The following is a 19957-nucleotide window of genomic DNA, read 5'->3' on the forward strand; positions in this document are numbered from 1 at the left end:
GGCAATTCCTCGTCAGGAAGGGACAGCACTGCAATGTCCACAATGGACTTATCTCGCCCCCGCCGCACGCGGTGGGGCTCGACCGGCTCGGCGCTGCTGCTGGTCGCCACGGCCGGCACGATCGCCCTCACCGCCGCACCGACGTCGCTCGGCGGACCCGCCCCGGCGCAGGCCCACCCCATCGTCGCCTCCGACTTCCAGCAGGTCACCCTCGCCAAGGGGGTCGCCGAGGTCGGTGAGCCGATGACCATCGCGGTGCTGCCGGACCGCTCGGTCCTGCACACCGCCCGCAACGGCGCCGTCCGCCGCACCGACGCGGCCGGCAACACCTCGGTGATCGGCAACATCCCGGTCTACACCCACGACGAAGACGGCATGCAGGGCATCGGGGTCGACCCGAACTTCGCCAGCAACCGGCACATCTTCCTCTACTACGCACCGCCGCTCTCCACCCCCGGCGGTGACGCGCCGGCCACCGGTTCCAACTGGTCCGCCTGGCAGGGCGTCAACCGGCTGTCCCGGTTCACCCTGAACTCCGACTTCACCATCAACCAGTCCAGCAAGATCGACATTCTGGACGTCGCCGCCGACCGGGGCAACTGCTGCCACGCCGGTGGCGACATCGACTTCGACGCGGCCGGCAACCTGTACCTCTCCACCGGCGACGACACCAACCCCTTCTCCTCCAGCGGGTACTCCCCGCTCGACGAGCGGACCGACCGCAACCCGGCGTACGACGCGCAGCGCAGCGCCGCCAACACCAACGACCTGCGCGGCAAGATCCTCCGGATCAAGGTCAACGCCGACGGGTCGTACTCGATCCCGGCCGGCAACCTGTTCGCTCCCGGCACCGCGCGGACCCGCCCCGAGATCTACGCGATGGGCCTGCGCAACCCGTTCCGGATGAGCGTCGACAAGGCCACCGGCGTCATCTACGTCGGCGACTACGGGCCGGACGCGGGCGCCACCACCAACCGCGGCCCCAGCGGCCAGGTCGAGTTCAACCGGATCACCGAACCCGGCTTCTACGGCTGGCCGTACTGCACCGGCACCAACACGGCCAACGAGACGTACTCCGAGTGGAACTTCGCCAACAACACCGCCGGTCCGAAGTACAACTGCACCGGCGGCGCGACGAACAACTCCTTCCGCAACACCGGCCTGACCACCCTGCCGCCGGCCAAACCCGCCTGGATCCGGTACGCCGGCGACGCGGGCAGCCCGCCGGAGTTCGGCGGCGGCTCCGAGTCGCCGATGGCCGGCCCGGTCTACCGGTACGACGCCGCGCTGAACTCGGCCACCAAGTGGCCGCAGAGCTTCGACGGGCAGTTCTTCGCCACCGAGTTCGGCCGGGGCTGGATCAAGCCGATCCACGTCAACGCCAACGGCTCGATCGCCGGCATCGACGCCTCCTTCCCCTGGAACGGCAAGCAGGTGATGGACTCGGCGTTCGGTCCGGACGGTGCGCTCTACGTGCTGGACTACGGCACCGGCTACTACAACGGCGACCACAACTCGGCGCTGTACCGCTACGACTACGTCGGCGCCGGCAACAACCGGGCACCGACGGCGGTGGCCTCGGCCGACAAGACCTCCGGCATCGCCCCGTTGACAGTGAACTTCTCCTCGGCCGGGTCGTCGGACCCGGAGGGCGGGGCGCTCAGCTACTCGTGGGCGTTCGGCGACGGCACCACCTCGACGGCGGCCAACCCGAGCAAGACGTACACCGTGAACGGCAACTACACCGCCACGCTCACCGTACGCGACCCGCAGGGCGCCACCGGCACGGCGAGCGTACGGATCGGGGTCGGCAACACCGCGCCGACGGTCACCATCACCAGCCCCGCCAACGGCCAGCTGTTCAGCTTCGGCGACACGGTGCCGTTCAGCATCACGGTGACCGACCCGGAGGACGGCACCATCGACTGCACCAAGGTCAAGATGACCTACGTGCTGGGCCACGACAGCCACGGCCACCAGATCACCTCGCAGAACGGCTGTTCCGGCTCGATAGTGGTGCCGGTCGACGGTGAGCACGACGACGCCGCCAACATCTTCGGCATCTTCGACGCCGAGTACACCGATGCCGGCGGCCTGACCACGCACACCCAGCACACCCTCCAGCCGCGCAAACGGCAGGCGGAGCACTACAAGACCTCCTCCGGTGTCGACCCCTTCGACAAGGCGACCGCCGAGGGCGGCAAGACCGTCGGCAACATCAACAACGGTGACTGGATCGCGTTCGAGCCGTACCGGATCGGCAACGCCACCTCGTTCAGCGCCCGGGTCTCCTCGGCCGGCTCCGGCGGCACCCTCCAGGTGCGGGCCGGCTCGGCCACCGGCACCGTGCTCGGCTCGGCGACCGTCCCGGTCACCGGTGGCTGGGACAGCTTCACCACCGTCACCGGCAGCATCAGCAACCCGCCCACCGGCACCACCACGCTCTACCTGACCTTCGCCGGCTCGGGCACCGGTTTCCTGTACGACCTGGACTCGTTCGCCTTCACCACCGGCTCCACCCCACCGCCGACCGGCGACCGCACCGGCCAGATCACCGGGTTGGCGGGTAAGTGTCTGGATGTGCGTAACGGTTCGTCGGCGGACGGTACGCAGATCCAGATCTGGTCCTGTAATGGTGCTGCGGCGCAGACGTGGACGGTGACGCCGAATTCGACGATCCGGGCGTTGGGCAAGTGCCTGGATGTCAACGGTGCGGGTTCGGCGGACGGTACGAAGATCCAGTTGTGGACCTGTAACGGTGGTGGTGCGCAGGTGTGGTCGGCGCAGTCGAACGGCACGTTGCGTAACCCGAACTCCGGCAAGTGCCTCGACGTCTCCAACAACAGCTCCGCCGACGGCCAGGCAGTGCATCTCTGGACCTGCCACACCAACGCCAACCAGCGCTGGGTACTTCCTTGATGAAAGGAGGGGCCCCCTGTTAACGCCTAGTGTTGTACAGGGGGCCCCTCCTAACACAACGATCGTTGGGAGAGCGACATGCGCAAACTCCTCAGACCCGTCCTCGGCGTGGCCACCGCTGCCCTCGCCGTCCTGGCCTGCACCGCGCCGGCCACCCCGGCCAGCGCCGCCGACACGCCGTACGACGTGTTGGTCTTCTCCAAGACGGCCGGCTTCCGGCACGACTCCATCGCCGTCGGCACCCAGGCCATCCGTGACCTGGGCGCGGCGAACAGCTTCACCGTCACCGCCACCGAGGACGCCAACGCCTTCACCACGGGCAACCTTGCCCAGTACGAAGCGGTGATCTTCCTCAACACCACAGGCGACGTGCTCAACAACAGCCAACAGAGCGCGTTCGAGGCGTACATCGGCGCCGGCGGCGGCTACGTCGGCGTGCACTCCGCCGCCGACACCGAGTACGGCTGGTCCTTCTACGGCAACCTGGTCGGGGCGTACTTCCGCTCGCACCCGGCCATCCAGCAGGCCCAGGTCCGGGTGGAGGACCGGGCCCACGCGGCCACCGCCCACCTGCCGCAGACCTGGACCCGCACCGACGAGTGGTACGACTTCCAGGCCAGCGCCCGTCCCGGCGCCCGCATCCTGGCCAACCTCAACGAGTCGTCGTACTCCGGCGGCGTGATGGGCGCCGACCACCCGATCGCGTGGTGCAAGACGTACAGCGGTGGCCGGTCCTTCTACACCGGCGGCGGGCACACCCAGGCGTCGTACTCCGAACCGGCCTTCCGCTCGCACCTGCTCGGCGGCATCCGGTACGCGGCCGGCCGCACCAAGGCCGACTGCCGCCCGGAGACCGGCTACACCACCCTCTACAACGGCTCGACCACCGGCTGGTCCCAGGCCGGACCGGGCAACTTCAGCAACTCCGACGCCACCCTGACCTCGGTCGGCGGGATGGGGCTGTTCTGGTACAGCGCCAAGCAGTTCACCAACTACTCGCTGAAGCTGGACTGGCGGGTCGCCGGCGACGACAACTCGGGCGTCTTCATCGGCTTCCCGCCGTCGAGTGACCCGAACTCCGCCATCAACAACGGCTACGAGGTGCAGATCGACCCCACCGACACCGCGGACAAGACCACCGGCGCGATCTACGGCTTCAAGGCCGCCGACCTTGCCGCCCGGGACGCCGCGCTGAACCCGGCGGGGGCGTGGAACACCTACGAGCTGCTGGTGGAGGGGGAACGCCTCCAGGTCTTCCTGAACGGATCCAAGATCAACGACTTCACCAACACCGACCCGGTCCGCTCCCTCGCCGGCCACATCGGCATCCAGAACCACGGCACCGGCGACGACGTCTCCTTCCGCAACATCAGGATCAAGGAGCTGGGCGGCACCAACCCGCCCCCGAGCGGGGACCGCACCGGCCGGATCACCGGGTTGGCGGGTAAGTGTCTGGATGTGCGTAACGGTTCGTCGGCGGACGGTACGCAGATCCAGATCTGGTCCTGTAATGGTGCTGCGGCGCAGACGTGGACGGTGACGCCGAATTCGACGATCCGGGCGTTGGGCAAGTGCCTGGATGTCAACGGTGCGGGTTCGGCGGACGGTACGAAGATCCAGTTGTGGACCTGTAACGGTGGTGGTGCGCAGGTGTGGTCGGCGCAGTCGAACGGCACGTTGCGTAACCCGAACTCGGGCAAGTGCCTGGACGTGTCGAACAACAGCTCCGCCGACGGCCAGGCAGTGCATCTCTGGACCTGCCACACCAACGCCAACCAGCGCTGGGTGCTCCCATAGCTGTAAGGAGGGGCCCCCTGCTAACGCCTGGCGTAGTAAAGGGGCCCCTTTTTAACAGCGCGCCACCCGCCTAGAGTGAGAGTGGCGACCGCGAGGTGGCCGGTGAACCGACGGGAGGCGCAACCCGTCGGTCCCAGGCGCGTGAAGCGCCCGCCGGGCATCGCCGAGGCCGTCCACTCCGGTCATCCCTCGCCCCGGTCCCGCAGGTACGGAATCCCCCACCACGACAGGGGAAAAGGACACATGGCGCGACCGATCACGTTGTTCACCGGCCAGTGGGCCGACCTTCCGTTCGACGAGGTGTGCCGGCTCGCCGCCGAGTGGGGCTACGACGGCCTGGAGATCGCCTGCTGGGGCGACCACTTCGAGGTCGACAAAGCCCTGGCCGACGACTCGTACGTCGACCGGAAACGGGAGACGCTCGCCAAGCACAACCTCCAGGTCTTCACGATCTCCAACCACCTGGTCGGCCAGGCTGTCTGCGACCACCCCATCGACGAGCGCCACCAGGGCATCCTGCCGGCCCGGATCTGGGGAGACGGCGAGCCCGAGGGGGTACGCCAACGTGCCGCCGAGGAGATCAAGAACACCGCCCGTGCCGCCGCGAAGCTCGGGGTCGACACCGTCGTCGGCTTCACCGGCTCGTCGATCTGGCACACCCTGGCGATGTTCCCGCCGGTGCCGCCGTCGATGATCGACCGGGGCTACCAGGACTTCGCCGACAGGTGGAACCCGATCCTGGACGTCTTCGACGAGGTGGGGGTGCGCTTCGCGCACGAGGTCCACCCCAGTGAGATCGCGTACGACTACTGGACGACCAAGCGGGCCCTGGAGGCGATCGGGCACCGGCCCGCCTTCGGCCTCAACTGGGACCCGTCGCACTTCGTCTGGCAGGAGCTGGACCCGGTCAACTTCATCTTCGACTTCGCCGACCGGATCTACCACGTCGACTGCAAGGACGCCAAGGTGCGTACGGGTGACGGCCGGCGCGGCCGGCTCGCCTCCCACCTGCCCTGGGCGGACCTGCGGCGCGGCTGGGACTTCGTCTCCACCGGTCACGGCGACGTGCCGTGGGAGGACTGCTTCCGCGCGTTGAACGCGATCGGCTACGACGGGCCGATCTCGATCGAGTGGGAGGACGCCGGGATGGACCGGCTGGTCGGTGCCCCGGAGGCGCTCCAGTTCGTCCGCCGGCTCGCCTTCGACGCGCCGGCCGCCGCCTTCGACGCGGCCTTCAGCAGCAACGACTGAACCGGCTCGCCCCGGGGGCCCGGCATCCGCCGGCCCCCGGCACCGGCGGGCGGCTCAGCCGGCGCTGAAGACGTGCTCACTGACCAGGCGGGCCGCGCCGACCAACCCGGCCCGGTCCGCCAGGTCGGAGAGGACGATCGGCATGGTGCCGGTGGCCAGCGGCGCCGACCGCCGGTAGACCACTCCCCGGATCTCGGCGAGCAGGACGTGCCCGAGCCCTTCCGGCGCGCCGCCGATCACCAGGATGCCGGGATTGACGAAGCTGACCAGGCCGACGAGCACCCGACCGAGACGGCGGGCGGCGTCGCGGATCAGGATCTGCGTGGCCGGGTCGCCGGCGGTCGCGGTCGCGGCGACGTCCGGCACGGTGAGCGTGCCCGCCTCGGCCAGCCGGGCCGCGAGCGCCGCGGAACGGCCCGAACGGGCGATCGCCAGCGCCGACCGCACCAACCCCTCATCACCGCAGTACGCCTGAAGGCAGCCGGCCTCACCGCAGCCGCAGACCGGCCCGTCCTCGTCGAGCGACAGGTGCGCGATGTCACCCGCGGCGCTTGTCGCTCCGCGATGCAGCGCGCCGCCGAGGACCAGCCCGCAGCCGATCGCCGGGCCGAGCTTCAGGTAGAGAAAATCGTCGAACGTACGCCCGATGCCGGCGTGCTGCTCGCCGAGGGCGAACACGTTGGCGTCGTTGTCGACAAGTGCCGGGCAGCCCAGTGCGGCGGCGAAGGCGTCGCGGACGGGGAAGCGCTGCCAACCGGGCAGCGCCGCCGGCGCGACGGATGCGCCGCCGTCGACCGCTCCGGGCAGGGCGATCCCGACGCCGGTGAGTTCGGCGACGCCCAGATCGGCGCGGAGCTTCTCGATCAGTTCGACCGCTCGGGTGATCACCGGTTCGGGCCCGCCGCGGGCGTCCACCACCGCACCCGTCTCGGCCAGCGGGCACAACTCGCCGTCGGTCACCGCAACGCTTACCCGGTCCGGTGCGACGACCACGCTGGCGAAGCGGACCCCGCCCGCGAGGCGCAGCAGCGACGAACGGCGCCCACCGCGAGAGGCCGCCGGTCCGGCGGTCTCGACCAGTCCACGCGCGATGAGCCGGTCCAGTTCGGCGGTGAGCGTCGACCGGGACAGGCCCGCGATGTCGCCCACCTCCACACGTGACCGGGGACCGTCGTCACGCAGCAATCGGACCAGCCGTGCCTGTTGCGAGTTCTCCGGCCGGAGCAGTGCCACCGCCATCACCTCCTGCCCGGAGTCTTGCACGCCGGTGTTACGTGTCTGTGGCCGGCAGGGGCCACGTCCGTCACCGGACGCGGCCCCTGCGTACGCGTGTCTCGGGTCCGTCAGCTCCACGGGCCCGAGGCTGGCCTCAGCCCCGCAGGCCCGCCATGTGCTGGTAGCTCACCTCCGCGTAGCGCAGCGAGCGACCCGGGTCGGCGGTGCCGCCCGGCGCGTTGTCCTGCTCCCACATCGGGTTGTGGTAGCCCTTCGCGCCCATCTTGGCGAAGAAGCCGCCGTAGTCGATGTCGCCTTCGCCGAGCGGCACCATCTCGTACCCGTTGGTGACGTTCGGGTTGATCGCGCCGTCCTTCGCGTGGAACAGCGGGAACCGCATGGTCCGGGAGGCGACGGTGGCCAGCGGGTCGAAGATGTTGGTCTGCGGGTTGCCGTCCGGGCCGGTGTAGGTGTGCCAACGGTGCCGGGCCACGTGCGCCCAGTAGATGTCCATCTCGAAGAAGACCTTGTCGGCTTCGGTCTGCTGGAAGAAGTACTCCAGCTTGCGGATGCCCGAGGACCGGGTCGGTCGGCCCAGCTCGTCCAGCGGCCCGCTGTCGAGCAGGAAGTTGTACGCCGCGTCGTGGTTGTGCGTGTACAACTTCAGCCCACGGGCGGCGGCCATCTCGCCGAACAGGTTCCACCGGTCCGCGGCGGCGTCCCAGTCGGCCTTGAAGTTGCTGTTGGTCGGGTCGCTGCCGGTGCCGACGTGCTGCATGCCGAGGATCTCGGCGGTGTCGAGCGTCCGCTCGAACGCGGCGATGGTGTCCGGGGTGACGGTGCTGGGGATGGAGGTGTGCGCGCCGTTGGCGCGCAGCCCGTTGTCGTCCAGGATCTTCCGGATCTCCACCGGCGTGATCTGCCGGCCCAGGATGGCCGTGTTCTGGTTGTAGCCGGCGAACTCGACCTCCTTGTAGCCGATCTCGGCGAGCCGGGCGAGCACCCGTTCGAAGCCGTACGGCACGCCACTGACGTCCGGGGCGGCGCTGATCCGGTCCCGGACGCTGTAGAGGATGATGCCGCGCTTGCCGGGTGGCACGAGCACACCGTTGCTGTTGCCCTTGCCGCTGGAGGCGGCGGCCACGGAGCCGAAGCCGGCGGCGCCGACCGCCGCCGCGCCGGCGACCCCGGCGAAGGCGCCGAGTATCCGACGGCGGCTCATTCCGTGCTGACTGTCGTTCATGTCCTGCTGCCTTTCGTGGTGGTGCTGGCGGATGGGTGGCCGGGGCCGCCGCGCGGCGGCCCCGGCCGGGTGGGCTTACGGGGTGAGGCCGATGCCCTGACCGTTGAACTGGACCCAGTTGAGGTTGCCGAAACCGCTTGCCGGTCCGCCTTCGACGGTGGTGAACACCAGGTAGAGCCGGAACGTGTCACCGGGGTCGGTGATCGGCACGGTGGTGCTGGTGAAGGCGTTGTTGCCGGTGGTCGCGTTGACCGTGGCGGTGGTCAGCAACGGGCCCGTCGGCGAGTCCCGGCGGAACTCGACGTTGAACCGCGGCTGCCCGGCCGTGGCCGCGCTACCACCCGACGTACGCAGGGTGACCGAGTTGATGTTCCTCAGGTTGACCGTGCCGTTGACGGCGATCCAGTCACCGGGGTCGAGGCTGCCCCGCTGCTGCCCGCCACCGGCGTCGGCGCTGTTGCCGACGGTGGTGCCCGACTGGTCCCGGGCGAACTCCACCTGCTGCAACTTGTCCTGGATCACCTGCTGACCGATGGTGGTCAGGGCAGGTTGGCCATTGGCGCCGTTGTCGGTGTACGAGGCACTGATCACGCCGTAGATGTAGCCGCCGTGCCCGGCGTCGTCAGGATCGGTGGACAGTACGCCGGAGCAGCCGAACGCGTTCGCCCCGCCGTGCCCGTGGTCGTCGTGACCGAGCACGAAGGTCACCTCGACCCGGTTACAGTCGATCGGGCCGTCCTCCGGGTCGGTGACCGTGACCGACCAGGGGATGTCGTCGCCCCAGCTGAAGAAGCCACCCTCCAGCGGCACGTTCACCCGTACCGTCGATGCGGTGTTGCCGACCGTGATCGTGGTGTTCGCCGTCGCGGTCTTGCCGCTGGAGTCGGTGACCGTCAACCGCGCCGTGTAGACGCCGTTGGCGGTGTAGGTGAAGGTGGGGTTCGGGTCGACGGAGTCGATGACGCCGTCGCCGTTGAAGTCCCAGGCGAACGAGATGGAGTCCGCCGGGTCCGGATCGCGGGAGCCCTCGCTGGAGAAGGCCACCGTCAGTGGGGCGGGCCCGTTGGAGGGGGTCGCCTTCAGCACCGCCGTCGGTGCCCGCAGGCCCTTGACGTAGCTGAACTTCACCATCGCGGCGTCCGGGTTGATGTTGAAGAACCCGTCCCCGTACGTCAGCAGGTAGAAGTTGCCGTCCGGGCCCCACATCATGTCCATCGGGTTGTCGCAGAGGAAGGGCCTGGCCGGCGTGACCGGGCCACCTCCGCAGTTCAGCAGATCATTGATCTTCAGGATCTCGCCCTGCGAGTCGAGCCGGATCTCCCGCAGGTAGTCCCGGGTGAACTCGCCGAAGAAGATCGCGCCGTCGTAGTACGCGGGGAACTTCGTCTCCGACCTCAGCTCCGGGTCGTAGTCGTACTTCGCCGCGCCGTGCGGTCCGACGCCACCGGTGCCCAGCTCGGGGAAGAGCACCGGACACACCTGGGTCGGGGTGGACAGGTAGGACTCCGCACACGGGGTCGGAGCGTTGAACGAATACCAGAGTTCGGACTTCTCCACCGGCGGCAGGTCGACCAGGCCGGTGTTGTGTCGAGAGGTGTTCTTCGGTGCCGCGCAGTCGAACGGTGCGACCGGTGAGATCGGGGTGGTCGTCCAGTTCATCTCGACGTACGGCAGGTCAGGCTGCACGCACATCGGCCAACCGTAGTTCGCCGGCTTGTCCACCACCATCATCCGTCCGGTGCCCGCCGGACCTCGTCCGACACCCGCGTCGCGGGAGTCCGGGGAGTAGTCGGTGATGTAGGCGACGTCGTTCTTGTCGACGGTGATCCGGAACGGGTTCCGCAGGCCCATCGCGTAGATCTCCGGGCGGGTCTTGTCGCTCGGGTACGCCCCCTCGGGGAACAGGTTCCCCGCCGGGATGGTGTAGCTGCCGTCCGGCTGCACCGTGATCCGCAGGATCTTGCCGCGCAGGTCGTTGGTGTTGGCGGCACCGCGCCGGGCGTCCGCGAACGGCGCCTGGTAGACACCGCTGTCGCTCACCGAGTCGTTGTGCGGGGAGAAACCTCCCGCGCCACCGGCGCTGGCCGGGGTGTCGTCCCCGGTGACCAACCAGAGGTTGTTGTCGGAGTCGAAGGCGATGTCGCCGGCCACGTGACAGCAGGCGCCCCGGTCCACCGGCACCTGCATGATCTTCTGCTCGCTGTCCAGGTCGAGCGAGGGGTTCTCACCGTCGACGAACTTGAAGCGGGAGAGCTGGAAGTAGCCCTTCCACACCTCCCACGCGTTCGGGTCGGTGCTGGTGGTCGGCGCCGCCCCGGTGGGGGTGTCCAGCAGGGGTGCGTAGAACAGGTAGACCCACTTGTTCGTGGCGAAGTCCTTGTCGATCGCCGGGCCGTACATCCCGTCCTCGCTGTGGGTGTAGACCGGGATCTGGGCCAGCAGCGTGGTCTGGTTGCCGTCCGGCTCGTGCAGTCGTACGCCGCCGCGCCTGTCGGTCTGGATGACCCGCCCGTCGGGCAGCACGTCGAAGCCGATCGGCTCGTTGACGTTGGGCTGCGCGCCGATCACCGTCATCTGGTAGTTGGCCAGCACTGTCGCGCCGCAGTCACCATCGGTGGTGCCCGCCGCCCACTGGATCGCGCCGCCGAGGTGAGCGCGCAGGTCGGTGCCGCGGAAGCTCGCCGGGGTGGCACCGAGTCCGGTGTAGAAGGAACGGCCGCCCTGGTAGTCCTTGCACCAGGTGATGGGGTGATCGAAGCCCATGCTGCCGCCGCTGTACGACTTCTCGTCCACCGTCGCCAGGACGTGCGAGAAGCCCCGGACGTTCGTGGCGAAGTTGTACCACCGGTCGGTGGTCTCCCACCGCTCGGGCAGCGTGGCCGAGGCGGGGTGTACCCGGTCGGCCACGGTCACCGTGGCGGCGCTGGCCGGTGCGGCGGCACCCACGGCACGGGTGCCGAGCACCTCGTCCAGGAAGCTCCAGCCCGGCTCGGCCTCGATCGCCGAGTGCACGCCGACGAAGCCGCCGCCGTCGCGGTAGTACTGCTCGAACGCCGCTTGCTGGGCGTCGTTCAGCACGTTGCCGGCGGTGTTGAGGAACACCACCGCGCGGAACTGCTTGAGGTGCGGCTCGCGGAACTTGCGGGGGTCGTCGGTGACGTCCACGGTGAACCGTCGGTCCTTGCCGAGTTGCCGGATGGCCTCGACGCCGGCGGCGGTGGCAGGGTGAGCACCGCCGGCTGACCGGGTGAAGACGAGAATTTTGTACTGGATGCCGTTGTTGTCCACTGCGGTGTCGCCCGCGACCGGCGCGGCCTGAGCTGGCGCGGTCTGCGGGCTGCCGGTCGCGACGAGCGTCGCGCCGACGAGGGTGAGGAGACTGAGATAGGTGAGGGCCCTGCGGCCCAGCGGTCTGCGCATCGAACCTCGCTCTGTTCGGTCAGGTTCGCCTCGATGCCGCACGGCATCGAGGTGGTCGGGGGTACCAAACGAGGCCTGGCCAGGTCTAACGAGGACGATATTTGTGACCGACATCAAAGAGAAGGGGTTGGCGGCAGAAGTTTCCGCGCTATCGGCAAGACTTTTGCTCAAAATCGGTGAAAGTCGCCCGATGTGTCTCCTGACGTGCGCAGACAGCAGTCGGGCCCGACCGCCTCGCTGGCGATCGGGCCCGACTGGATATCGCTACAGAGTGCTGCCGTTGGTGCCGGAGCTGGACGGCTTGTTGCGGGAGGTGGCCGACGTCGAGCTGGTGGTCGAGCTCGACGAGCTGACACCCGACTTGCTGCCGCTGGTGGCAGGGGTGCCGGCGAAGGTGTCGTCGGCGGCGGTGAGCCCCTGCTTGCCGTTGGGGCTCAGCTTCTCGCCCAGCTTCGAGTGGCCCAGCTTGTCCTTGCCCTCGCTGTAGAGCCGGGTCGCCTGGGCCTGCGCCACCCCGGCCGCCTCCTGGACGGTCGGGTGGTCGAGCACCTTGCGGCCCCGAACCACCAACTCCTCGTACTTCTCCCGGCCGGCACGGGCGCCCAGGACGAACCCTGCAGCCAGCCCGCCAAGGAACATGATCTTTCCGCGCATGGCGGCTCCTCTCGTACCTGACGCGCCGTCGTCCCGCCCTCGTCTCGGTGGGCGGGACGACCCGTTCGCGCCTGCGTCCTGTCGTCGGCAGCTAACTACCCATCCTGCTCTCCGCTCATACCTGCTTGTGCGGGGATGGCGATTTGTCCTTGTTATCCCTCTCCTGGGGCGCGGGTGCGGATGGGTAACCCCCTGGACCAAGACCCCCCGTGATCCTGTATTCTTGTCCCCGTTGCTCCGCGCGGAAAGATCTCCACCGGGCGACGGCACGATCCCCCGTAGCTCAATTGGCAGAGCAGCCGGCTGTTAACCGGCAGGTTTTTGGTTCGAGTCCAAACGGGGGAGCTTCTCCTCATCGCGACGCCCGCCGGCAACCCGGTGGGCGTTTCTCGTTGCCGACGGCCTACCGACCCGCCGACCCGCCGCCCGCCGGCGCAGCCTGTCGACTTCTCGTTGCTATCCTCACGTTGCCCATCGTGCTGTCGGCACGAGGGGTGACGCCGGCGAGCAGAGACCGTGGCGCTGGCCGTTGATCGACCGGGCGGGATAAGATCCGCCCCGGTTGCCGGGGCGGTAGCTCAGCCGGTTAGAGCAGGGGACTCATAATCCCTCGGTCGCGGGTTCGAGTCCCGCCCGCCCCACCGACCGCACCATTGTGCGAACCGGTGGTTGTTCATCGTGAGTGCCCCCGTCCGGGTTGGGCGGGGGCATCGTCGTGTCCGTGGGGATCTTGAACACGGGTACGACGCCTTGATCGGTGATCCGGACCTCGGCGATGAGGGTCTCGATGGCGGCTTTGCGTTCGGTGGTCGTGCCGCTGGCCATGATCGTGGTGAGGTGCTCACGGATCCGGGTGATGGCGGCATGCGCGGCGGGGCCACCTGGTGGCGCAAACGGCGCTGACGTCAGCGTTCAATTCGCCGTTCGTACACCGCGCGGTGTTTTTCGGGGCCCTTGTAGTCGTGGATCACCGATACTCCGTGCTCGACGGCGTCGCCGGAGACGTTGGTGAAGCCCAGGGCGAGCCAGGCCCGGTGCGCGGTCTGGTTGTCGGGTTCCGAGGTGAGGAAGAGGCGCTGGCATCCCCAGCGGGAGCCCTGGCGGTGGACGTCTTCGATGAGCGCTCGTGTGATTCCCGCACGGCGGTGGCTCGGGTGCGTCATTACGTCCTGGAGGTAGATCTCGGACGGGTCGATCTGGCTTCGGAAGGCGATCACACTGCCGACGACCTGCCCGTCGACGATGGCCACCGGGCAGGTGTTCGCGAATAGCGTGGCGTACAGCCAGTAGTCCGATGAGCCCCGCAGCCTGATGTACGGCTCTCCGAGCGCCAACAGCTTCTCGAGGTCGGAAATCAGGTCGACCGTGAGCGGGGTGATGATCATCGGTGTTGCCCTTCGGTGAGCTTGATCGATGCGGTGAGGTCACGTGCGGCGGTGGTGGGGTCCAGGGAGTCGGTGACTCCGCGGCCGATGGCGAGGATGTAGCTTGCGGAAACCATTCGCGCCCGTCGCACATCGGCCGCGTGAGCCCCCGGGCGTCGAAGCAGGGCGGCCTGATGCCTCCAGGCGGCAGGCGGGTGGACGACGGCACCGACGAACCGCTCAGCCCGTACACGGTGATGTTCTCCCGTCAGGCTCGCCGCAATCTGCATGAGGACCTGCCGCTGGAGGTGGCGGTCGCGGCGACGGAGACCATCCAGCGGGCGATCGCGATCAACCCGCACCGGGTGGGCAAGCCTCTCGACGAACCCTTCGACGGCTTCCACTCCGCCCGACGCGGCACCTACCGGATCGTCTACCGGATCAACGAGGCGAAACGAGTCGTGGAGATCCACTCGATCCGCCACCGTCGCGACGCCTGCCGCTGGTAGGCCACCTTTGCGGTGGGGTCTGCGGCAGCAGCGGCTGGCGCAGACCCCACTCGGCGTCGATGGGTTCGAATCGTCCGTTCATGGCGGTTCGACAAATGCCGGACGACGACCGAGACCACAGCAGAGTTGTACCGGCCACCCGCGCTGGCATCGTTGCGGCTACGTTCCCAGGGCACCTCGGACGCGGTCGACGACGGCATCGGTCGACAGGCCGTACCTGTCGTGCAGGGTGGGCAGGGCGCCTGCGGCTAGGAACTCGTCGGGCAGGGCGATCGGGAGGATGCCGCGGCCCTTACCGGCGAAGGCCAGCGTCGCGGCCACGCTCTCGCCGAGCCCGCCGCGGATCGTGTGGTTCTCCATGGTGACGACGAGCCGGTCGGTGTCGGCGGCGCGAAGGACGGCGTCGGTGTCGAGTGGCTTGATCGTGGGCACGTGCAGGACCGCCACGTCGACGTGATCGGCGGCCAGCCGATCGGCTGCGGCCAGGGCACGCATGGTCATCAGGCCGGTGGAGATCAGCACGACGTCCCGGCCGGTGCGCAGTTCGGCCGCCTTGCCGAGCACGAAGCGATAGTCGTACTGGTCGAGGACGGTGGGAACGTTGCCCCGGAGTAGACGTAGGTAGGTGGGGCCGGGGTGCGCGGCCAGCGCCGGCACGCACTGCTCGATCTCGACGGAGTCGCAGGGGTCGACCACGGTCAGGTTGGGCATGCCCCGGAGGATGGCCAGATCCTCGGTCGCCTGATGACTGGGACCGTAGCCGGTGGTCAGGCCGGGCAGTGCGCCGACCACGTTGACGTTGAGGTTGGGTTCGGCGATGTCCAGACAGAGGAAGTCGTAGGCGCGGCGGGTGGCGAACACCGAGTACGTGGAAGCGAACGGGACCAGGCCCACCTCGGCCATGCCCGCAGCCGCGCCGAGCAGCAACTGTTCGGCCATGCCCAGCTGGAAGAAGCGGTCCGGGTGGGCATCGCGGAAGATATGCATGTCGGTGTATTTGGCCAAGTCCGCGGAGAGCCCGACGATCTCGGGCCGCTCGTCGGCCAGTCGGACCAGAGCATGCCCGAACGGCGCGCTCGTGGTCTTCTGGCCGGGATCGGCGAACGAGGCGATCATCGCCGAGGTGGTGAGCCGGGTGGTCATTTGCGGTAGCCCTCCTCGAGCTGGTCACGGGCGATCTGCCATTCGTGCGCCTCGACCCGCATGAAGTGGGCCTTTTCGCGGGTCTCGAGCAGCGGCACGCCGCAGCCGATCCGGGTGTCGCAGATCAGCACGCCGGGGGAGCCGCGGTGCGCGCGCAACTCGTCGAAGGCGGCGGTCAGCGCGGCCAGGTCGTTGCCGTCCACCCGGATCGCGTGCCAGCCGAACGCCCGCCACTTGTCGGCGACCGGTTCGGTGCGAAGCACGCCCGCCGTGGGGCCGTCGGCCTGCAGGGCGTTGACGTCGACGATCGCGGTGACGTTGTCCAGGCCGTGGTGGGCGCAGCCGAGCGCTGCCTCCCAGGTCGAACCCTCGTCGAGCTCACCGTCGGAGAGCAGGTTGTAGACCCGGGCCGGGTTGCCACGATGCCGCAGGCCCAGCGCCATGCCGGTGGCCACGGCGAGGCCGTGCCCCAGCGAGCCCCCGGAGATCTCCATGCCCGGGGTGTACGACGCCATGCCCGACATCGGCAGCCGGCTGCCGTCCGAGCCGTACGTCTGCAACTCGTCCGGGTCGATGACGCCTGCTTCGGCGAGGGCGGCGTAGAGGGCGATTGCGTAGTGGCCGATCGAAAGCAGGAACCGGTCACGGCCGTCCCAGTGTGGATCATGGGGGCGCAGCCGCAACTGCTCGGCGTAGACGACGGCGAGGATGTCGGCCACGCCCAGGGCCTGCCCGATGTACCCCTGCCCCTGCACCTCTCCCATGTCGATGGCGTGCCGACGGATCCGGTGGGCGGCGTCTCGCAACCGCGCGAGACGGGCGCTCTGCTGGTCGACGGTGGTGGTCACGAATTGCTCCCTTGCGTGATGGGCTGGTCCTGCCGGGCCGACGTGCCGGCACGGGCGAGTAGTTCGACCTCGTCACGCTCGGCCTGGCCCCAGGTTTCGCGGGTCAGCAGGGTCGCACCGACACCGAGCAACCCGTACGCGGTGAACAGCAGCGCCGGACCGACCCAGCCGACCCCGCTGTACAGGGCGGTGGCCAGCAGCGGGGTGAAGCCGGAGACGACCGCGGACAGCTGATAGGCCAGGGAGGCGCCGCTGGTTCGGGTCTTGGCGTTGAACAGTTCGGAGAACCATGCCCCCTGGACACCGGCGAGGATGTTCTGGCAGATGGCGTAGCTGATCACGAACGCTGCCATGATGGCGACGGCGACGCCGGTGTTGACGCTCAGGAACAGCGGCACGCCCCACAGCGTGGTGATGACGCAGCCGACCAGGTAGACCTTGCGGCGGCCGACGCGGTCGGAGAGGTGGCCCCAGTAGGTGGTGGCGGCGATGCCGAGCCCGGCCGCCACGAGCAGGGCGGTCAGGGTGACCGATCGGTCGGCGATGTCGTTGAGGCTGATGTACGACAGCATGAAGGTCACCGACACCGCGTAGCCGGCGGTCTCGGTGATTCGCAGGCAGAACGCGCGCAGAACGTTGCGCCAATCGTCACGCAGCACCTCGAGCAGCGGGTTCTTGGCGACCTCGCCGCTCTCCTTGAGCTCCTCGAACTCGGGCGACTCGTCGATCTTGAGGCGGACCATGATGCCGACGACGATCAGCACCGCGCTGAGCAGGAACGGCACCCGCCAGGCCCACTGCGGGCCGAGTGGCACGCTGGCCAGGAAGGCCAGGTTGGCCAGGAGCAGGCCGACCGGGAATCCGGCCTGGGTGATGCCGGTGTAGAAGCCGCGTCGGCGCCAGGGCGCGTGTTCGAAGGTCATCAGGATCGCGCCGCCCCATTCGGCACCGAAGGCGAGTCCCTGGATCACGCGTACGATGACCAGCAGCACCGCGGCCCAGATGCCGACCATCTGATAGGTGGGCAGCAGGCCGATCAGAACGGTGGCCACACCCATCAGCAGCAGCGATCCGACCAGGACCGGCTTGCGACCGATGCGGTCGCCCAAGTAGCCGCCGACGATGCCGCCCAACGGCCGGACGGCGAAGCCGATGCCGAGCGTCGCGAACGACAGCAGTGTGCCTGCCAGCGGGTCGGAGTCGGGGAAGAACACATCGCCGAAGTACAGCGCGGCGGCCGTGCCGAAGCCGATGAAGTCGTAGGTCTCGATGGTCGCCCCGATACCGCAGCCGATGGCGACCCGCTTGTGTTCCGGGGTGCCTTCGATCGGGTGGCGGGACGGCACAGGGGCTGTTGTCATGATGTCCTCCCAAGCGCCAGCAGTTGACTGTTAACAGTCGGCAGTTGAGATGATGGTGGTGGTGCAGGTCACCCGTGTCAATAGTTGCGTCACAACGGGTTCATGAGATGGAAACGTGCCTACCCGCTGGCCAGCCTCTCGGCAGCCGCCTCCATGTGCTGCTCCAGCACCTCGACGGCTCGATTGACGTCACCGGCCTCGATCGAGTCCACGATCGGCGCGTGATAGTCGCCGGACATCAGCGCGGCCTGCCCCTCGCCGCGCGCCATGATCGTGACCCGGATGCGCCCGGCCAACTGCCGCCACGCCGTGGCCAGCATCGAGTTACCGGACAGCTCGCACAGCAGCAGGTGGAACGCCTTGTCGGCCTCGACGTGGGCCATGAAGTCGCCGTGCTGCTCGTTGAGGTCGGCGAGCGCGCCGCGCAATGCGGCGACGGCGGCCCGGCGCTTCGGTGAAGCGATGATCAGACGTACGGCGAGGCCTTCCAGGGCGGCACGCACCTGGAAGAGCTCGCGCACCTCGGTTGCCGAGTGGCTGCGGACTCGCAACATGCCCCGCGCGCTAGGGGTCACCAACCCCTCCTGTTGCAGGTGGCGCAGGGCCTCGCGGACCGTGCCGCGGCTGACCCCGAGCCGCCCGGCCAGCTCGACCTCCCCCAGATGGTCGCCGGGCCGGTACTGCCCCGAGATGATCGCCAGGCGCAGTGCATTGAGCGCACGCTCCCGCAGAGTGCGGCGGTCCAGGCTGGTAAGCGTCTCGGCGGTCATGCGAGGGCTCCGTTCTGTGGCGTTGGCCTCGATTCTAACGTCAACATTTTCGTGTTGACTGTTGACAGTCGAATGCCTGGTGCCGTTCCCTGAAGACGCCACCGTCCCGCCGTTCCCAGGAGAAGAGATGTCTGTGTCAGGCAAGACCGCGATCGTGACCGGTGCCGGCTCGGTGCGTGGCATCGGGCGTGCCACCGCGCACGCCCTGGCCGCGGTCGGCTGGAACATCGCCGTGTTCGACATCGACGATGTCAATGCCAAGGAAGCCGCCACCGAGATCGCCGAGCGGCACTCGGTGCAGGCTCTTGGCCTTGGCTGCGACATCACCGACGAGAGCTCCGTCGAACGGGCCCTCGCCGCGATCGAGACGGCCCTGCCTCCGGCTGGCGCGCTCGTCAACAACGCCGGTGTCACCTCGCCGATCCCGTTCCTCGAGGTCGACGCGGAGGAATGGGACAGGGTCTTCGCGGTGAACGTGCGAGGCTCGTTCAACATCACCCGGCGGGTCGTGCCGGGAATGGCCCAGCGTGGCTTCGGTCGGGTGGTCTTCCTGTCCTCGGTGTCGGCTGAGCGGGGTGGTGGCGTGTTCGGCGGAGTCGCCTATTCGGCTGCGAAGGCGGCACAGCTCGGCTTCGCCAGGGCGCTTGCCCGGGAGAGCGGGCAGTACGGAATCACCGTGAACGCGGTCGCGCCGGGCCTGATCGACACCGACATCACCGCCGGCAAACTCACCCCCGAGCGCAAGGCCGAACTCATCGCCGGAGTGCCGGTGGGCCGCAACGGAACGGTGCACGACGTCGCCGACCTGATCACCTACCTGTGCCGGGAGGAGTCCGGCTACATCACCGGTGTCACGTACGACGTCAACGGCGGTGCCCACATCCACTGAGGCACACCCCCAGTGCCGCCCGCCGGCCTCGCCGCTCAGCTGGCTGGACGACACGGGCGGCTTTGCCCGCGCTGGCTCTTCTCCAGCGCGGGCACCACTGATCGACAGGTCGGGTAGCGGATCAGGCCTGCGGTGTCTGACCGCAGGGCCCCGCGTGGTCGCAGTACGGTTGCAGGCGGCTCTGCCCGCAGCCGCACAGGACGGCTCTGGTCTCCGCGCGCGTCCCCTGCGACGTGTTCACACTCAACTCGCCGCGCACGAACAACTGTCCGGTGGAGTCGCGCGTGATCTGCGTGGGCCGGTCCGGGGTCTCCGTCCGGCCATCGACGAGTTCGTACTGCAACGCTCCGGAGGGGCAGCGCCGCACCACTTCGGCGAGGCGCTCGGCCTCGGCGCCGTCGGGCCGGATCCACGGCCGCTGGGCCGGGTCGAAGACCTCCGGCAGGCCGCGGACGCATTCGGCGGCGTGCAGGCAACGCCTGGCCTCGAAGGTGACGGTGATCGACTGACCCTCGTACGCCTTCTTCGCGCTTGCGCTGCTCATGCTGACCTCCATCGCTGCCGTGCCCGGCTG

The 19957-nt window shown here is 68.7% G+C and carries 15 protein-coding genes and 2 tRNA genes; 7 read left to right on the forward strand and 10 right to left on the reverse strand.

The features are described from left to right. The first annotated feature begins 33 nt into the window (after nucleotides 1-33). From C1I93_RS03070 to C1I93_RS03080, 3 genes are all read left to right on the forward strand, one after another. A complete protein-coding gene (locus tag C1I93_RS03070; RefSeq protein ID WP_212808310.1) occupies nucleotides 34-2919 on the forward strand; it encodes a carbohydrate-binding protein in 2886 nt (961 codons plus the stop codon). Between the two features lie 78 nt (nucleotides 2920-2997). After that, a complete protein-coding gene (locus tag C1I93_RS03075) occupies nucleotides 2998-4716 on the forward strand; it encodes a ThuA domain-containing protein (RefSeq protein ID WP_111241668.1) in 1719 nt (572 codons plus the stop codon). 243 nt (nucleotides 4717-4959) lie between these two features. Continuing rightward, on the forward strand, nucleotides 4960-5967 hold the full coding sequence (locus C1I93_RS03080) for a sugar phosphate isomerase/epimerase family protein (RefSeq protein WP_111241669.1): 1008 nt from the start codon (nucleotides 4960-4962) through the stop codon (nucleotides 5965-5967). A 54-nt stretch (nucleotides 5968-6021) separates the two neighbouring features. Here C1I93_RS03080 and C1I93_RS03085 read toward each other — a convergent pair whose 3' ends face one another. From C1I93_RS03085 to C1I93_RS03100, 4 genes are all read right to left on the reverse strand, one after another. Next, complete coding sequence (locus C1I93_RS03085; RefSeq protein WP_111241692.1) at nucleotides 6022-7200, reverse strand: ROK family transcriptional regulator; 1179 nt, start codon at nucleotides 7198-7200, stop codon at nucleotides 6022-6024. A 136-nt stretch (nucleotides 7201-7336) separates the two neighbouring features. Then, the gene (locus C1I93_RS03090; RefSeq protein ID WP_223256327.1) at nucleotides 7337-8425 is read right to left on the reverse strand and encodes a sugar phosphate isomerase/epimerase family protein; all 1089 of its coding nucleotides are present in this window, start codon (nucleotides 8423-8425) and stop codon (nucleotides 7337-7339) included. 75 nt (nucleotides 8426-8500) lie between these two features. Beyond that, nucleotides 8501-11845, reverse strand: a complete 3345-nt coding sequence (locus C1I93_RS03095; protein WP_181444993.1) for a ThuA domain-containing protein — start codon at nucleotides 11843-11845, stop codon at nucleotides 8501-8503. 264 nt (nucleotides 11846-12109) lie between these two features. Continuing rightward, complete coding sequence (locus tag C1I93_RS03100; RefSeq protein ID WP_111241672.1) at nucleotides 12110-12499, reverse strand: hypothetical protein; 390 nt, start codon at nucleotides 12497-12499, stop codon at nucleotides 12110-12112. A gap of 272 nt (nucleotides 12500-12771) precedes the next feature. On the opposite strand from C1I93_RS03100, the gene C1I93_RS03105 reads away from it, so the two are divergent. Together C1I93_RS03105 and C1I93_RS03110 are read left to right on the forward strand one after the other, a co-directional pair. Continuing rightward, nucleotides 12772-12844: transfer RNA gene (locus tag C1I93_RS03105), tRNA-Asn, on the forward strand. A gap of 222 nt (nucleotides 12845-13066) precedes the next feature. Then, a tRNA-Ile gene (locus tag C1I93_RS03110) sits at nucleotides 13067-13140 on the forward strand. A 264-nt stretch (nucleotides 13141-13404) separates the two neighbouring features. Here C1I93_RS03110 and C1I93_RS03115 read toward each other — a convergent pair. Then, nucleotides 13405-13884, reverse strand: a complete 480-nt coding sequence (locus C1I93_RS03115) for a GNAT family N-acetyltransferase (RefSeq protein WP_111241673.1) — start codon at nucleotides 13882-13884, stop codon at nucleotides 13405-13407. A 194-nt stretch (nucleotides 13885-14078) separates the two neighbouring features. On the opposite strand from C1I93_RS03115, the gene C1I93_RS03120 reads away from it, so the two are divergent. After that, nucleotides 14079-14372, forward strand: coding sequence for a type II toxin-antitoxin system RelE family toxin (locus C1I93_RS03120; RefSeq protein WP_111241674.1), 294 nt, complete (start codon nucleotides 14079-14081; stop codon nucleotides 14370-14372). A 159-nt stretch (nucleotides 14373-14531) separates the two neighbouring features. Here the strand turns inward: C1I93_RS03120 and C1I93_RS03125 are convergent, their stop codons facing one another. From C1I93_RS03125 to C1I93_RS03140, 4 genes are all read right to left on the reverse strand, one after another. Then, complete coding sequence (locus tag C1I93_RS03125) at nucleotides 14532-15515, reverse strand: transketolase family protein (protein ID WP_111241675.1); 984 nt, start codon at nucleotides 15513-15515, stop codon at nucleotides 14532-14534. Beyond that, nucleotides 15512-16363, reverse strand: coding sequence for a transketolase (locus tag C1I93_RS03130; RefSeq protein WP_111241676.1), 852 nt, complete (start codon nucleotides 16361-16363; stop codon nucleotides 15512-15514). The genes C1I93_RS03125 and C1I93_RS03130 overlap by 4 nt, the downstream gene beginning before the upstream one ends. Further along, nucleotides 16360-17724 carry an MFS transporter gene (locus C1I93_RS03135; protein ID WP_111241677.1) on the reverse strand — a complete coding sequence of 455 codons (1365 nt, stop codon included), beginning with the start codon at nucleotides 17722-17724 and terminating at the stop codon, nucleotides 16360-16362. Before C1I93_RS03135 ends, C1I93_RS03130 begins: the two co-directional genes overlap by 4 nt. Nucleotides 17725-17843: 119 nt before the next feature. Further along, entirely contained in the window at nucleotides 17844-18494 is a 651-nt protein-coding gene (locus tag C1I93_RS03140; protein WP_111241678.1) for a GntR family transcriptional regulator, read from the reverse strand. Between the two features lie 127 nt (nucleotides 18495-18621). Between C1I93_RS03140 and C1I93_RS03145 the strand changes: the two genes are divergently transcribed. Beyond that, nucleotides 18622-19383, forward strand: a complete 762-nt coding sequence (locus tag C1I93_RS03145; protein WP_111241679.1) for an SDR family NAD(P)-dependent oxidoreductase — start codon at nucleotides 18622-18624, stop codon at nucleotides 19381-19383. 121 nt (nucleotides 19384-19504) lie between these two features. Here C1I93_RS03145 and C1I93_RS03150 read toward each other — a convergent pair whose 3' ends face one another. Next, entirely contained in the window at nucleotides 19505-19927 is a 423-nt protein-coding gene (locus tag C1I93_RS03150; protein WP_111241693.1) for a (4Fe-4S)-binding protein, read from the reverse strand. Between the last annotated feature and the right edge of the window lie 30 nt (nucleotides 19928-19957).

It is taken from the genome of Micromonospora endophytica (assembly GCF_003236305.1).
GTDB classification, from domain to species: Bacteria; Actinomycetota; Actinomycetes; order Mycobacteriales; family Micromonosporaceae; genus Micromonospora; species Micromonospora endophytica.

Coding starts and splice junctions, on each gene's coding strand:
- C1I93_RS03070 (WP_212808310.1), top strand. CDS start 34: ATGTCCACAATGGACTTATCTCGCCCCCGCCGCACGCGGTGGGGCTCG.
- C1I93_RS03075 (WP_111241668.1), top strand. CDS start 2,998: ATGCGCAAACTCCTCAGACCCGTCCTCGGCGTGGCCACCGCTGCCCTC.
- C1I93_RS03080 (WP_111241669.1), top strand. CDS start 4,960: ATGGCGCGACCGATCACGTTGTTCACCGGCCAGTGGGCCGACCTTCCG.
- C1I93_RS03090 (WP_223256327.1), bottom strand. CDS start 8,425: ATGAACGACAGTCAGCACGGAATGAGCCGCCGTCGGATACTCGGCGCC.
- C1I93_RS03095 (WP_181444993.1), bottom strand. CDS start 11,845: ATGCGCAGACCGCTGGGCCGCAGGGCCCTCACCTATCTCAGTCTCCTC.
- C1I93_RS03100 (WP_111241672.1), bottom strand. CDS start 12,499: ATGCGCGGAAAGATCATGTTCCTTGGCGGGCTGGCTGCAGGGTTCGTC.
- C1I93_RS03115 (WP_111241673.1), bottom strand. CDS start 13,884: ATGATCATCACCCCGCTCACGGTCGACCTGATTTCCGACCTCGAGAAG.
- C1I93_RS03125 (WP_111241675.1), bottom strand. CDS start 15,515: ATGACCACCCGGCTCACCACCTCGGCGATGATCGCCTCGTTCGCCGAT.
- C1I93_RS03135 (WP_111241677.1), bottom strand. CDS start 17,724: ATGACAACAGCCCCTGTGCCGTCCCGCCACCCGATCGAAGGCACCCCG.
- C1I93_RS03140 (WP_111241678.1), bottom strand. CDS start 18,494: ATGACCGCCGAGACGCTTACCAGCCTGGACCGCCGCACTCTGCGGGAG.
- C1I93_RS03145 (WP_111241679.1), top strand. CDS start 18,622: ATGTCTGTGTCAGGCAAGACCGCGATCGTGACCGGTGCCGGCTCGGTG.
- C1I93_RS03150 (WP_111241693.1), bottom strand. CDS start 19,927: ATGAGCAGCGCAAGCGCGAAGAAGGCGTACGAGGGTCAGTCGATCACC.